Below are 14,090 nucleotides of genomic sequence, written 5' to 3'. Positions count from 1 at the left end.
AAACCGTCTAAAGACGGTTTTTTTGTTTTCATTCAAATGATAATTAAGGCATTTTGAATCCTCTGGTAATAATTCTTCCAGATTCGTCAACATATTTTACTTGGACATTTCCTGAGAAACCGTCAAGTATTTTTTCAACATCTTTTTGGCTGTTGATTGGTTTACCATTGATTTCTATAACAATGTAGTTGTCTACAACGCCAATCTTGTCCATTTCGCCGCCATCTACTACATTCTTGGCAATAACTCCACTATTAAGACCATAATTTACTTTAAAACGATCACTTAGTTGTTCAAAATCGCTACCTATTTTTTCTGTAACGCTTAGGTCTGCTTTACTACGGAAAGATGTGTTGCCTTTTTGATCTTTTAAGGTAACATTAGTTGTATTGGCTTTTCCGTTTCTTGTATAAGTTACAGCAACTTTGTCACCAGGTCTTTTACTTCCTACAATTACAGAAAGATCAGAGAATCCTCCAATGTCACTTCCGTCAATTTTTGTAATAATATCACCGACTTTAAGCCCTGCGTCACTTGCGCCACTGCTATCTGTGATTTCTGTAACGTAGATGCCGTTTCCAGATTTTAAATTGGTTTTCTTTTGTTGATTGTATCCAGCAACTTGCATTTCGTTAGATAAGTCTAAACTGCCAACGCCTAAGAAACCTCTTTGTACCAAACCAAATTTCTTAATGTCTTCTATAATCTTTCTCGCTAGATTAGAAGGTACTGCAAAGCCGTAGCCCTCGTAATATCCAGTTTTAGACTGGATTGCAGAGTTAATACCTATTAGATCTCCATTAACATTAACTAGAGCGCCACCGCTATTTCCTGGGTTAATAGCAGCATCCGTTTGTATAAAACTTTCTATCGGTGTTCTAGATTGTTGGTTAAGAAGGTCAATGCTTCTACCTTTTGCAGAAACAATACCAGCAGTTACCGTAGAGTTAAGCCCTAATGGATTACCAACAGCTAATACCCATTGTCCGACTTCTACTACATCAGAGTTAGCAAAGTTAAGATATGGTAAGCCTTTTTCTTCAATTTTTAAAAGTGCAATATCTGTACTTGGATCTGATCCTACTAAAGTTGCGATATATGTCTTTTTGTTGCTTAATACAACCTCTAATTTATTAGCACCTGCAACAACGTGATTGTTTGATATAATATATCCGTCAGGCGATATAATTACGCCAGAACCTAATCCTGATGGCATATTTTTAGGAGGTTGTTGCTGCTGTCTTTGTTGCCCGCCACCTCCAAATGGATTTCCGAAGAAAAAGTCCATCATGTCCATGTCATTACTACGTTGCGTTGTGCGATTCTGATAATTTTTAATACTTACCACTGCCGGAACAGTCATTTTGGATGCTTTTACAAAATCATCGCCAACAGCACCAGAATTGATGCCTGCAAATCTAGAATTGTTACTGCTTTTTGTGAAATAAGAAAAATCTTCACTGCTATTTTTTGGACTAAAATAATGAATGGCTCCAAAAGTTGTTGCGCCTGACATTACGCCGACTACAGCGAAGGGCATTAGTTTTTTAATTGTATTCTTCATTTTAAAATCGTTTCTTTTTATGTTTTTATAACTAAACAAATTTAATGCTAAAAGACCGTAAACTAAAAATATAGTGTTATAGATTTAACTAAGTTTAACCAATCTTAAAAATATCTTAATATATAGCGTTTTATTTTAACTAAAATTTCACATATTTTTAGAATTATTAATACTAATTTGATAATGACTAATTGTCAAAGTTTATAATATCAATCTTTTTATTAATGACTTTGTGTCATTGTAGTTTAATAAGACTAAAGATAAGTTCTTGTATTCAGTCTGATAAGTATTAATACAATATTTATTATCTTTGCAGAAATATTATTCTCACTTAAAACCCGTTTATAGCATGCAACTGTATAACACTTTAAGCGCAGAAGAAAGAGCTCAACTTATTGATGAAGCTGGTAAGGAACGTCTTACTTTGTCTTTCTATGCGTATGCCAATCTTCAAGACCCTAAAAAATTTCGCGATGACTTATTTATAGCCTGGAACGCCCTAGATGCATTAGGTCGTATCTATGTAGCGAACGAAGGTATTAATGCTCAGATGAGTATTCCTGCGGAAAATTTTGAAGCTTTTCGTGATACGCTAGAAGTTTATGATTTCATGAAAGGCATTAGATTGAATGTTGCCGTGGAGCAAGACAATCATTCATTTTTAAAGTTAACGATTAAAGTTAGAAACAAAATTGTTGCAGATGGACTCAATGATGAGACCTTTGATGTAACTAATAAAGGAATTCATCTTAAAGCTCAAGAATTCAATAATATGTTGGATAATCCCAATACGATTGTAGTAGATTTTAGAAATCATTATGAGAGTGAAGTGGGACATTTTGAAGGGGCAATTACGCCAGATGTAGAAAATTTCAGAGAAAGCTTACCGATTATTAATGAACAATTGCAAGATTTTAAAGAAGATAAAAATCTCTTGATGTATTGTACTGGCGGTATCCGTTGCGAAAAAGCAAGTGCTTATTTCAAACATCAAGGTTTTAAAAATGTTTACCAATTAGAAGGCGGAATTATTGAATATACACGTCAAATAAAGGAAGAGAACATCGAAAGTAAATTCATTGGTAAAAACTTTGTGTTCGACCATAGATTGGGAGAAAGAATTACGGATGATATTATTTCTCAATGTCACCAATGTGGTAAACCTTGTGATAATCATACCAATTGTGCTAATGATGCTTGTCATCTGTTATTTATACAATGTGATGAGTGTAAAGAAGCTATGGAGAATACGTGTTCTACAGAATGTCTTGAAACAATTCATTTGCCTTGGGAAGAGCAAGTTGCAAAAAGAAAAGGTTTGCAAGTTGGGAATAAAGTCTTCCGAAAAGGTAAGTCTGATGCTTTGAAATTTAAAAATTCTGGAGATTTGTCTACACAAACTTTGGCTAAAGCTAAACCTGAAACAAAAGATATTCGTCAGAAACTGAAAGTTAAAAAAGTCTTGATTGGAAAAGGTGAACATTATTATTCAAAGTCAAAAATTGGACAGTTTCTAATCGAAAATAAAGACCTTTCTGTAGGAGATAAAGTTTTGATTTCTGGACCAACAACTGGTGAGCAAGAGTTTTTGATAAAAAAAATTTTTGCAAATGGTGCTTCTGCCGTAACTGCGAAAGTTGGAGATCAGATTACTTTTGAGATTCCTTTCAGAGTTAGAATGTCAGATAAATTATATAAAATACTAGAAGATTAAGAGTTTTTAATCATGAAATTAAGTTTCACAAAAAAAGAACTTAGAGTTATTTATAAAGAAAAAAGAAATGCCTTGTCGTCTGATGAGGTTATTTTTTTATCCAAAAAGATATTCGATAATTTTATAAACAACTTTGATCTAAAACAGAATGACAAAGTTCATTGTTTTATAACGATTCCGGGAAAAAAAGAGATTGATACATCATTCTTCTTCAATTATTTTTTTGAGCATAATATAAGAGTTTTTGTCCCGAAGATGATTGGCGATAATTTGGTTGCGATAGAGTTATTTCCTGATACAATACTTAATTCTAATAGTTGGGGCGTAATTGAGCCTGTAAATGATGATTTTTCGGTTATTAAAGATTTTGATATCTGCATAACGCCATTGTTATATTCTGATGATTATGGTCGTAGAATTGGTTATGGTAAAGGGTTTTATGATAAATTTTTTAGTGTTGTGAATGTTAAAAAGAAGGTAGGTATTAATTTTTTCGAGACTAAAGAAGTTATTGCTGATTTTGATAAATATGATATTTCTGTAGATTACTTAGTAACTCCATTTTCTGTAAAAAAGTTTAAATGATGTTTTTTAGTATTTTAAGTCGCTGATTTACAGGTGTTAATAATTGTAAAATCATTTACAAATAAGTTACAAGGTATTTGTTGAAAATGTAATGATTCTTGCAATACATTTGCAGTGTTCTATTAGAATGAACAACACGAATCTATTATATATTTAATTTAAAACAAATCATTATTATGAAAAAATCATTGTTCGTTGCAGCTTTAGCAACATTGTCATTAGTAGCTTGTAAGAAAGCAGATAAAGTAGAAACTTCATTAGATTCAGCTGCTGCTAAGGTAGATTCAGCTGCTGCAAAAGTAGACTCACTTGCTGCAAAAGTAGATTCAGCTGCTGTAGCTACTGATAAGAAAATTGATGCCGTAGCAGATGCTGCGAAATCAGAAGTTAAAGATGCTAAAAATTCTGCTAAAGAAGCTGTAAGTTCTGCAAAAGAACTAGCTAAAGATGCAAAAGATGCTGCAAAAGAAGTTAAAAAATAATTGAGATCATCTCTTATTATAATTACTGAAACCGCTTATTTAAGCGGTTTTTTTTATTTTTTAGCTTTCTTAGGTTTTGCTATTTCGGTAACTTTATTGATAGATGGTTTTGCTAAAGAATCTGCTTTTTTTGTTTCATAAAAATTAACAAAGTAAAACTTGAACTCTTTCTGAAGCTGATTGGTTGAGGCTTTTAAAATGTATTGAGCTTGGCGGTTATAGCTACCAATGAAGGCTTTCTTGTCATTATAGTATTCTACATTAAACTGTGCGTAATCTATTGTATCATGACCATTCGAGATTTTAGAAATGTCTAACTTGTTTATTTTAGCATAGCGTACTTTCAAAGAATCTAAGTCTTTTAGAAGGGGGGTTATATGGGTAGAATCTCCTTCTAAGAAGTAACCTCGCATTTGTGCATATATGACAGAATCTATTTCTGTGTCTTTATTCCCAGATGTATATAGGGTAGAAAGGTCTAATAAATCTTGAATTTTTTGTTTCGTGATGACATTAATAGCTTGTATGCTATCCATTTTGACAGAAGGAATGGTTTTTTTATTAGTTTTATACTTTACGTCCTCCAGCGATGTATCTCCTTCGTATTTTTTATTACAAGAATAGATGATAAAGCTTACTATAATGGCTATTATCGAAAGTTTAATTAGATTTTTCATCAGTTGTAATTTTAAATTTAATCATTACTATTTTACCATTCTTCATCTGAGTATCAATCACATTAAGGTTTTCCAGAGAAGTTGTAGGCAATGTTACCAATGATATATATTTTTGTTTGTCTAAAGTTTCTACACCATAAATTTCGTTATCAAAAACCTGAGTAATAACCGCATTATCACTAATGAGATTATTCAGTTGCTCTCTTTTTTTCTTGAAATCTTTTATGGATTTAGAATAATAGAAAAGCTGAATGGCGTAATCATTAGGTTTTAACTCTATATTTTCGCTTTCAGGAGCATTCTCTAAGTTTCGTTTAATAGTATCCGGTCTATAAAAAGGCGAAGATACAATCATTGTTAAATTCTTGCTTTTTGTAGTGTAGATAAAGCTTTCGTTAGGTTTTACACGAAAAAGAATAGGCGACTCATCCTTTTTTACAATCTTCACATCCAATTCATCTTTAATAGGAGTGTTTCTGTCAGCATCAATAAAACTATAGCGATATTCTTTAATCATCCAGTTATCTCTGAAAACAAGAAAAATTACAGTAATTGCTAAAATACTACTTATAACTAACCAGAAATATTTCTTTCCAAATAATTTATTATTATTGTTATTTGGTTGATTTTCAGTTTCTTTTAATTGTAAATTAGGGTTTTCTGTATTGTGGTCGCTTAGAGTTTGAGTGTTTTTATCATTAGACTCAACAACTTCTACTATTTCTGTTGTATTAGGTTGAAGTTCTTGTTCTGTATTATTATTATTAATTTCTGTTGGATTATTTTCTTCCAGACTAGTATTTGTAGTTTCTGCATCAGGTAAAGGAGAATTCTCTACTTCCTCTGGGGCTGTATCCACTTTAGAACTGTCCGAAGTAGAAAGATCTATAGGATTATATTTTTTATACTCAAACCAAGAATTATAACTAATATAACCCGCAAGAAGATTTAGCATATCAATCCTAGGTAACTTGCTTACAGGACTTGTTTTGAAGTAAGTATAAAATGTCTTTTCACTAATACTTCCTTTTACATTTTTTAAAAGTTCTTCTTGAAAATAAACAATATCTATACCTTTCCACTTACTAATATCATTGTTAGATGGGGTATGTGTTTCAAGATATTTATCCTGAACTTTCAGTTTTAATTGTTCGAATTGGAGTATTTCTAAATTTGTCAAAATTGGATATTAATATCTAAGTTGTTGATTTTCAATAGTGTCTATTTGTAAATCTATTTTACAAATATATTACAATTAATTTTCTAACGCAAGTTTTTTTATCATCATACCTTTGTCATGTTCAATTAGAGAACGAGAATATTTTTTAAAATATATATAAACAAAAATTAAATTTAATTATTATGAAAAAGTCATTATTTGTAGCTGCTATCGCTGCTGTTGCTCTTGTAGCTTGTAAGAAAACTGAAACTGTAGACGCTAACACTGATTCTGCTGCTGCTCACGTTGACTCAGCTGCTGCTGGTGTTGATTCTGCTGCTGCTAAAGTTGATTCTGCTGCTGCTAAAGTTGACTCTGCTGCTGCTAAAGTAGAAGGTGCTGCAACTGAAGTTAAAAAAGAAGCTACTAAATAATTCGAAATTATTTAAAGATCTTTAAACCGTTTCACTTTGTGAAGCGGTTTTTTTTTATGCCTTCTTTTGTCTTAATAACTCGTAACAACTTATAGCCACAGCATTGCTAAGGTTGAGAGAATCTATACTACCAACCATCGGGATCAATATATTTTCTGCCTTGCCTAACCAAAAATCACTTAAGCCAGAATGTTCCGTACCGAATAATATCGCAGAGTTTCCAGTTAAGTCAGCAGTTTGTATCTCTTTTGCACTTTCATCCATAAAGGTTGTGAAGAGGCGATAAGATTTTTGTTGTAAAAACTCATAAGTTTCGTCATTAGAAGCGGCAAAAATAGGCATCCCAAAAATACAACCTACACTAGAGCGGATGACATTAGGATTATAAAAATCTATTTTTGGATCTGTAATAATTAATGCATCAACCCCAAAAGCCTCACAACTACGTAAGATTGCACCAAGATTGCCAGGTTTTTCCACACTTTCTAAGATAATTACCGAGGAGTTTTCTTTCGGAGCAAAGTCCTTTATATCATGATTAGGGGTTTTGTATATCCCGATAATACCTTCTGTGGTACCTCTGTAAGCTAGTTTTTCATAGACTTTTGCGCTTATCAGATTAGTGATAGCTTCGGCAGGTTTCTTGGATGAGAAAATTTCGTCACAGATAAAAAACTCAATCGCTTCATAGCCATAATGTTGTGCGCGCTCATTTTCTTGTACGCCTTCAACAATAATAACATTCGCTTTTTTTCTATCGCTATTTTTTGTTAACCAACGGTTTACGCGTTTTATCTTTTCATTCTGAAGACTCTCAATTAATGACATTGTGGAAAATTTTAACAAAGAAAAACAATCTTTAGTCATGTTTCCAAATCTTATCTCAATTTTAGACAATTTTAGATAGTGTTAATTATTACTTAGTAGCTATTTCCCGCTTTCACTACTCGCTATCCTCGCTATCCTCGCTTTGCTAAGTCCAATGTGAGGATGAGCTCAGACAGACCGTTCAATCGGGGCTATGAGAACTGTTATTCTACAAGATTAATTGTTATAAGATATCAACCGAAATATTTATCTTTGCTCTATGATTTTACGAGGAGAAAATTTAATCAAAGAATACGGACCCAAAAAAGTAGTAAAAGGTGTCTCTGTAGAAGTTAGACAAGGCGAAATTGTTGGATTACTTGGACCTAATGGTGCTGGTAAGACGACATCTTTTTATATGATCGTAGGTTTGGTTAAGCCAACTTCGGGTAAGATCTTTCTAGATAATCAGGAGATTACGACAGATGCGATGTATCGCCGTGCTCAGAAAGGTATTGGTTATCTGGCACAAGAAGCTTCGGTTTTTAGAAAGTTGTCTGTAGAAGATAATATATTAGGCGTATTGCAATTAACGAAGTTGTCCAAGAAAGAACAGCAGATGAAATGCGACGAGCTTATCGAAGAATTTTCTCTGCAACATGTCCGCAAAAATCGTGGTGATCTATTATCTGGAGGAGAAAGACGACGTACGGAGATTGCGAGATGTCTTGCGACTAATCCTAGCTTTATATTATTAGATGAGCCTTTTGCAGGTGTAGATCCAATTGCTGTAGAAGATATCCAGAAGATTGTTAGAAGTTTGGTTGATAAGAATATCGGGATTTTGATTACCGATCATAACGTGCAACAGACTTTAGCGATTACGCATAAGACTTATATTATGTTCGAAGGGAGAATTCTAAAAGAAGGTCTACCAGAAGATCTTGCTAATGATCCTTTGGTACGAGAAGCTTATCTTGGAGAGAATTTTGTCTATCAAAGTATTGCAGATAAACCGAAAAAGAAAGTCACAGCGTATAATATTTGGGCAGGTAATTTTGATACAAAATCTGAATTTCAAAGTTTTGTAGATCAAAATTTTGCACAAGAAGATGGACTCAAATTAATGTATGGTTTCGAGGATATAAGTTTTGCGTCGCTGGCCAATTCAGAAATCGAGTTTATTTTTAATGATGTGATAGATAAAAATGCTAATAATGCCTTTGTGTTCCAGAAGAAAGATATCAATTTGCAATATACTTTGGAGCAAGCAGAAACAGAGTCACAAGCGCTAAGCCGCCCAGAACTTCATTATCTCACAACTTATCTTAATGAAAATTAATCAAAAAAAATATTGTTAAAGACAGATCTAATTTAGGTCTGTCTTTTTGTTTTTGTGAGGATGTCAGTTGGCTTAAAATCTTTACATTTATAGAACACAAAAATCTATGAAAAATCCATTTAACAGAACTGTCACAATTTTTGGTATTTTCAAACAACTGAAACCCTTTATCCAACCTTATCGTTTGATGATTTTTTGGACTTTGCTTCTAACATTGCTTGGAGCATTGGCAGCGCAAGTCAATCCTATTGTGTTAAAATATACGGTAGACGAAGTACAAAAATTGCTGACTTTGCCACATCCCATGCAAGAAGGTGTGCAGGTTTTGATCATTATTTCTATTATTTTGTTGGTGAAAGAGATTGCGAATATTTTCATCAATTTTGGACAAAAATTTTATGGTGAAAAAATCAGAATTAATGTCAGTTCAGAATTAGCTCAGAAAGCCATTGATAAAATTTTGACTTATAAAGTAGCTTATTTTAATGATGAAAACCATGAATCAGGAAAACTCCAGACCCGTATTGACAGAGGTATAGAAAGCTTAACTAAGCTCGTTCAGAATTTTTTTATTGATATTTTACCATTATTTACAACCTCCATTATTGCATTAATTGTAATGTATATGCAGAATATCTATGTTGGGTTGGTTTCTACGATTATTGTTCCGATATATTTTTGGGTGAGCAATGTGCAAGCTAAAAAATTGTCTGGTGTTAGACGGCAATTAAGAAATCAAAGAGAAGAGAAAACCTCTGGACTTTTAAATTTGATTAATTCGATTTTAGTTATTAAGAGTTTTGTCAGAGAACAATTTGAAGGAAAGAAACAATATGACCTTCAGATGCAACTCATGGAAAGCCAACTTTACACCCGTAGAACCAACTTTATTTATGATGGATTAAAAACTTTTATAGAACAGATTGGTGTTGTATTAATCATACTTCTGACCGTTTATCTGGTGTTGGACCAGCAGATGACCATTGGCGCGATCATGCTTCATATCATGTTGTTTAATAATGTATCGTCGCCTATTCGCCAACTTCATAGGATTTATGATGATATGAACGACGCGATGATTTATGCCGAAGGCTATTTTGATATTTTAAATGCTGATACAGAAAAAGAAGCAACAGGAACCTTCATCAAAAAAGATATTAAAGGTAAATTTGAATTAAAGAATATCAACTTCTCTTATCCCAATGGCACACAAGCTTTGCACAATGTTGATATGTGTATAGAAAATGGTAAAACTACAGCTTTGGTGGGATTGTCTGGTGCAGGAAAGTCCACGATTATCAATTTATTATGTAAGTTTTATTTGCCTAATTCTGGGAAAATATTACTGGACGGTGTTGACCTTAATGATTATGATAATAATTTTCTTAGAAATGACATTGGATTGGTGCTTCAGAAAAATCATATTTTTAAAGGAAGTATAGAAGATAATATTAGATATGGCGACATGACCGCTACTTTGGAAACCGTACAATTAGCTGCAAAACAAGCTTATCTACATGACCAGATTATGGATCTACCACAGGCTTATCAACATGATGCCACACAACTTTCTGGTGGACAGCAACAACGGATTGCTATTGCTAGACTATTTTTAAAAGATCCACCAATTATTTTTTTGGATGAGCCTACAGCAAGCTTAGATGCTATTGCAACAGAGCAAATAAAAAATTCTTTGGATGCCATAAAAAAAGGAAGAACAGTAATTATTATTTCGCATTCTTTATCGCAGATTTTGGATTCTGACACCATTTATGTCATGAAAAAAGGTCGTGTGGTAGAGAGCGGCACACATGAAGAATTATACCAAATAGAAGGAACTTACCGAGAGATTTTTGACGCTTCAGCGAGAAGTCTTAATCTTGATCGCCTGGTAAAAACCCTTAAAGATGAAGAATGAACGAGCATTACCTGAAAAAGATTGATAGAGTTACAGCAATTTTAACACAATTGCAGAGCAAACCTCTAGTGCGTGCGCTGGATTTAGCCAATAAATTTGACGTGAGCATTAGGACAATTTATCGTGATATTAAAACTTTGGAAAACGCAGGGATTCCTATTATTGGAGAATCAGGAAATGGATATTCTCTGATGGATGGTTATAAGTTGCCTCCTGTGATGTTTACTAAAGAAGAAGTATTAAGTTTTATCACGGCAGAAAAACTGATGCAAAAGTTTTCTCACAAAAGTCTCGGTAATCATTATCAATCCGCCATGGAAAAGCTGAAATCCGTATTAAGACATTCTGATAAAAACATGATTCTTAATATCGAAAACCAAATCGATGTTTATGGTTACCAACCGAAAGAAGAAGATTTAGTTAAAAATTCGATTCCTATTATTTTGCAAAGTATTTCGGAGAAAAAACAACTAAAGATTAATTATCAAGATGTTGTTGGAGAAATTACAGAACGGATTATAGAAGCTGTTGGCGTTTTCTATGAGTTTAATTATTGGTATGTTATGGCATTTTGTACAATGAGGAAAGATTTTAGACAATTTCGGATGGATCGTATTATGGAGCTTCAACAATTGGACATTATTTTCCAAAAAGAATACGGGAAGATTGATAATTATCGAGAAGTATCTAAGAACCCAAAAGTCGAAATTCAGCTTTTGGTCAATAAAAAAATCATGCCTTATATTGTAAATTCTAAAAAATATTATGGCTTAACAAACGAAGAAGAAACAGAAAACGGAATCTTACTAACCTTCGAAAGTAATTGGCTGAAAGATGGCTTTACCCGATGGATTATCAGCTTTGCAGACTGCCTAGAAATTGTAAAGCCTAATGAGCTGAAGATATACTTAAAGCAACTGATACTTGATGTCAACGAAAAACAATACTGAAAAAGTTTCGATGTATGATTACACCGAAACTTTACTAAATGTTTTATAAGATTATCTTTCCCAGAAAAAAGGAGGCTCTATGCCCAGCGCTCTTAGATAGACATAACCTTGTCCACGATGATGGATTTCGTTATCAATAAAATATAAGATATTTTCATAAATTGGAAATTTATATTCGCCAAATAAATTAAAACTTTCTTGGAATCGTTCTTCAGAAATTAGATTAAAATAATCATGAATTAAGACCGTTTCTTCATCCCAACGATCCAGGATTTCTTGCTTGGTTGTTGGTGCAAAACCTTCTTCATTGTAAGCTTCTTCGGATGCGTTAACAATACTTTTTAGAGCAGGACTTCCGATGTTAATCATCTCGGCACTTAGTTTTGCAAAAGATCTCATCCCACCTATAGAAAACTCGAATAAATCTTTCTCAGGAAAAGCTTTAATTACCCTTTTAGTAAGGTTTCTGTGACCTTGCCAATGGTTAAGTAATTGATCTTTGGACATAAATTGTGCGGTTGTTGTCATCATATTTTTATTTAAAGTTGATTCGTAAATAGTACCAAAAAGTAGAGCTATCATCTCTGTTTTTATTTCTTAGATAAAGTTAAGCCGGGATTATGACAACAGTTTGTCAGCATGGATTTGTGATGTTTTTTTTCTTTTTTAGGTGTGTCCGCTTTCTGCTTTGGCGCTCGCTTCGCTCGCGCTCCTTGGCAGGCGGTCGGTCTGCGCCTACAATCTTTTGGCTTCACATTGTTTCGCAAAAAGGATTTCCGGCTTCGCCCTCACACGGAGAAAGTGACTAAAATCAAATTTTGCCATCCAAAACCAAAAATAAAACCTTAATTTTAAACCATAAAACAAGAGTTATGACTTTTAAAGTTTATACAAAAACAGGTGACAAAGGCGAGACAGGACTTTACGGAGGTACAAGAATCTCCAAAGCCAGCGCAAGAGTAGACTCTTACGGTAATATAGATGAGCTCAACGCCTTTATTGGTGTGGCAAAATCTTATGTTAACGATACCGAAGTGTTAGAGCAGCTTAAGAGCATTCAGTTTGATTTATTTACGGTTGGATCAGAAGCCGCAACGCCGATAGACAAGTTGTTTTTAGCCAACGGAAAAGCGCGTCTTCCATTGGTTATTTCAGAAGCAGAAATAGAAGCGATGGAGCATTGGATTGATGCTTTCGAGGAGAAGTTAGAGCCGTTACAATATTTTATATTGCCAGGCGGCGGTAAGGCAGCCACTCATTTTCATGTGGCGAGAACTGTGTGTAGACGCGCGGAGAGAAGTTTAGTTTTCCTTAACGAAACCGAAGAAGTACGTCCAGAATTAATTAAATATCTTAATAGATTATCAGATTATCTTTTTGTATTATCACGTTATGTCTCAAAATTAGATAACGAAGCAGAAGAATACTGGAACCCCAACGATAGATCCCAAAAATGACAGAGCTTGAGCAGTTTTATGAAAAACAACCGGCAGAGTTAAGAGAGGTCTATTTGGCACTTAAGAAATTAATTTTGTCCCAGGATAATGACATCACTCCAGAATGGCGGTATAAATTGCCATTCTTTTATTATAAAGGAAAAATGTTATGCTATTTTTGGTTTCACAAAAAGTTGAAACAACCCTATATTTCGTTTATGGACGCTAATCTATTATTAGATCAGAGGTTATTAATGGAAGATAGAAAACGAGCTGGGATATTATTAATTAATACTCAAGAGGATTTGCCTGTAGAAACTATTTCGGAAATTGTCAATAATGCTATGAAAATAATTACAAAATCTATGCTTAAAACAAAAAAATGAAAAAGGCCCTTCTTTTTATCAATGGAGAACCTCCAAAGGTTTTAACAGATTTTTCTAAGTATGATTTGGTTGCTTGTACGGATGGAGCGCTCAATTATTTGTTGAGATTTGATGCGGATATAGTTTTAAGGCTTCATTTTATTTCAGGTGATTTTGATTCTCATCAAAGGATAGATTTGCTGGACGAAAAATTTATAGAAACGCCTGATCAGAACAAAACAGATTTCCAAAAAGCGCTCGAAATTATTCTAGAAAAAGGAATTACACATGTTGATGTCTACGGCGCAAGTGGAGGAGAGCAGGATCATTTCCTTGGTAATCTTAGCGTTGCCGCTTTTATGAAAGATAAGATGGCCATTACGTTTTTTGATGAATTTTCGAGTTATTATTTTATCCCGAAAAACGCCGTAATTAATACTGAAAAAGGAAAAACAGTGTCGTTGTTTCCGTTTCCTAAGGCAGAAAGTATCATCACAAAAGGTCTGAAATGGCCACTCTATAAAGAGAATCTCAAAATGGGAGAACGCATCGGGACCAGAAACATCGCCGAAAAAGACCAGATTAGCATACAATATAAGAAAGGAGATTTACTGATATTTATTAGCTTATAGATTAATATAAATTTTTAGCAAATAA

General features: G+C 33.4%; 14 protein-coding genes and 1 pseudogene. 10 read left to right on the top strand and 5 right to left on the bottom strand.

Annotated elements, in window-relative coordinates; genetic code table 11:
- Window positions 1–43 precede the first annotated feature (43 nt).
- Window positions 44–1,564, bottom strand: coding sequence for a S1C family serine protease (locus ACQQ6V_RS08780; RefSeq protein WP_448845151.1), 1,521 nt, complete (start codon window positions 1,562–1,564; stop codon window positions 44–46).
- 349 nt (window positions 1,565–1,913) lie between these two features.
- Here ACQQ6V_RS08780 and trhO point away from each other — a divergent pair, with 349 nt between their 5' ends.
- From trhO to ACQQ6V_RS08765, 3 genes are all read left to right on the top strand, one after another.
- Complete coding sequence (gene trhO / locus ACQQ6V_RS08775; protein ID WP_448845150.1) at window positions 1,914–3,278, top strand: oxygen-dependent tRNA uridine(34) hydroxylase TrhO; 1,365 nt, start codon at window positions 1,914–1,916, stop codon at window positions 3,276–3,278.
- 12 nt (window positions 3,279–3,290) lie between these two features.
- A complete protein-coding gene (locus ACQQ6V_RS08770) occupies window positions 3,291–3,863 on the top strand; it encodes a 5-formyltetrahydrofolate cyclo-ligase (protein ID WP_448845149.1) in 573 nt (190 codons plus the stop codon).
- A 176-nt stretch (window positions 3,864–4,039) separates the two neighbouring features.
- Entirely contained in the window at window positions 4,040–4,345 is a 306-nt protein-coding gene (locus ACQQ6V_RS08765) for a hypothetical protein (protein ID WP_448845148.1), read from the top strand.
- Between the two features lie 53 nt (window positions 4,346–4,398).
- Here the strand turns inward: ACQQ6V_RS08765 and ACQQ6V_RS08760 are convergent, their stop codons facing one another.
- Both ACQQ6V_RS08760 and ACQQ6V_RS08755 read right to left on the bottom strand, forming a co-directional pair.
- Window positions 4,399–5,022: a hypothetical protein gene (locus ACQQ6V_RS08760; protein ID WP_448845147.1), complete on the bottom strand. Its 624-nt coding sequence runs from the start codon at window positions 5,020–5,022 to the stop codon at window positions 4,399–4,401.
- Window positions 5,006–6,202 carry a hypothetical protein gene (locus ACQQ6V_RS08755; RefSeq protein ID WP_448845146.1) on the bottom strand — a complete coding sequence of 399 codons (1,197 nt, stop codon included), beginning with the start codon at window positions 6,200–6,202 and terminating at the stop codon, window positions 5,006–5,008. The genes ACQQ6V_RS08760 and ACQQ6V_RS08755 overlap by 17 nt, the downstream gene beginning before the upstream one ends.
- Before the next feature lie 182 nt (window positions 6,203–6,384).
- Here ACQQ6V_RS08755 and ACQQ6V_RS08750 point away from each other — a divergent pair, with 182 nt between their 5' ends.
- A complete protein-coding gene (locus tag ACQQ6V_RS08750) occupies window positions 6,385–6,615 on the top strand; it encodes a hypothetical protein (RefSeq protein ID WP_448845145.1) in 231 nt (76 codons plus the stop codon).
- A gap of 54 nt (window positions 6,616–6,669) precedes the next feature.
- Here the strand turns inward: ACQQ6V_RS08750 and ACQQ6V_RS08745 are convergent, their stop codons facing one another.
- On the bottom strand, window positions 6,670–7,443 hold the full coding sequence (locus tag ACQQ6V_RS08745; RefSeq protein ID WP_448845144.1) for a TrmH family RNA methyltransferase: 774 nt from the start codon (window positions 7,441–7,443) through the stop codon (window positions 6,670–6,672).
- 259 nt (window positions 7,444–7,702) lie between these two features.
- Between ACQQ6V_RS08745 and lptB the strand changes: the two are divergent.
- From lptB to ACQQ6V_RS08730, 3 genes and pseudogenes are all read left to right on the top strand, one after another.
- Window positions 7,703–8,428 (top strand): annotated as a pseudogene (gene lptB, locus ACQQ6V_RS08740) (LPS export ABC transporter ATP-binding protein); the annotation flags it as partial.
- 523 nt (window positions 8,429–8,951) lie between these two features.
- Window positions 8,952–10,682 carry an ABC transporter ATP-binding protein gene (locus tag ACQQ6V_RS08735; RefSeq protein ID WP_448846192.1) on the top strand — a complete coding sequence of 577 codons (1,731 nt, stop codon included), beginning with the start codon at window positions 8,952–8,954 and terminating at the stop codon, window positions 10,680–10,682.
- Window positions 10,679–11,632: a helix-turn-helix transcriptional regulator gene (locus tag ACQQ6V_RS08730; RefSeq protein WP_448845143.1), complete on the top strand. Its 954-nt coding sequence runs from the start codon at window positions 10,679–10,681 to the stop codon at window positions 11,630–11,632. The genes ACQQ6V_RS08735 and ACQQ6V_RS08730 overlap by 4 nt, the downstream gene beginning before the upstream one ends.
- 51 nt (window positions 11,633–11,683) lie before the next feature.
- Here ACQQ6V_RS08730 and ACQQ6V_RS08725 read toward each other — a convergent pair whose 3' ends face one another.
- On the bottom strand, window positions 11,684–12,160 hold the full coding sequence (locus ACQQ6V_RS08725; RefSeq protein WP_448846191.1) for a DinB family protein: 477 nt from the start codon (window positions 12,158–12,160) through the stop codon (window positions 11,684–11,686).
- 344 nt (window positions 12,161–12,504) lie between these two features.
- Between ACQQ6V_RS08725 and ACQQ6V_RS08720 the strand changes: the two genes are divergently transcribed.
- From ACQQ6V_RS08720 to ACQQ6V_RS08710, 3 genes are read left to right on the top strand one after another with little or no spacing between them, the layout of a single operon-like run.
- Window positions 12,505–13,089, top strand: coding sequence for a cob(I)yrinic acid a,c-diamide adenosyltransferase (locus ACQQ6V_RS08720; protein WP_448845142.1), 585 nt, complete (start codon window positions 12,505–12,507; stop codon window positions 13,087–13,089).
- Window positions 13,086–13,454, top strand: a complete 369-nt coding sequence (locus tag ACQQ6V_RS08715; protein WP_448845141.1) for a DUF1801 domain-containing protein — start codon at window positions 13,086–13,088, stop codon at window positions 13,452–13,454. Before ACQQ6V_RS08720 ends, ACQQ6V_RS08715 begins: the two co-directional genes overlap by 4 nt.
- A complete protein-coding gene (locus tag ACQQ6V_RS08710; protein WP_448845140.1) occupies window positions 13,451–14,065 on the top strand; it encodes a thiamine diphosphokinase in 615 nt (204 codons plus the stop codon). Before ACQQ6V_RS08715 ends, ACQQ6V_RS08710 begins: the two co-directional genes overlap by 4 nt.
- Window positions 14,066–14,090: the final 25 nt, after the last annotated feature.

It is taken from the genome of Chryseobacterium electrogenes (assembly GCF_053553015.1).
This window is presented reverse-complemented; position numbering and strand designations above follow the sequence as displayed.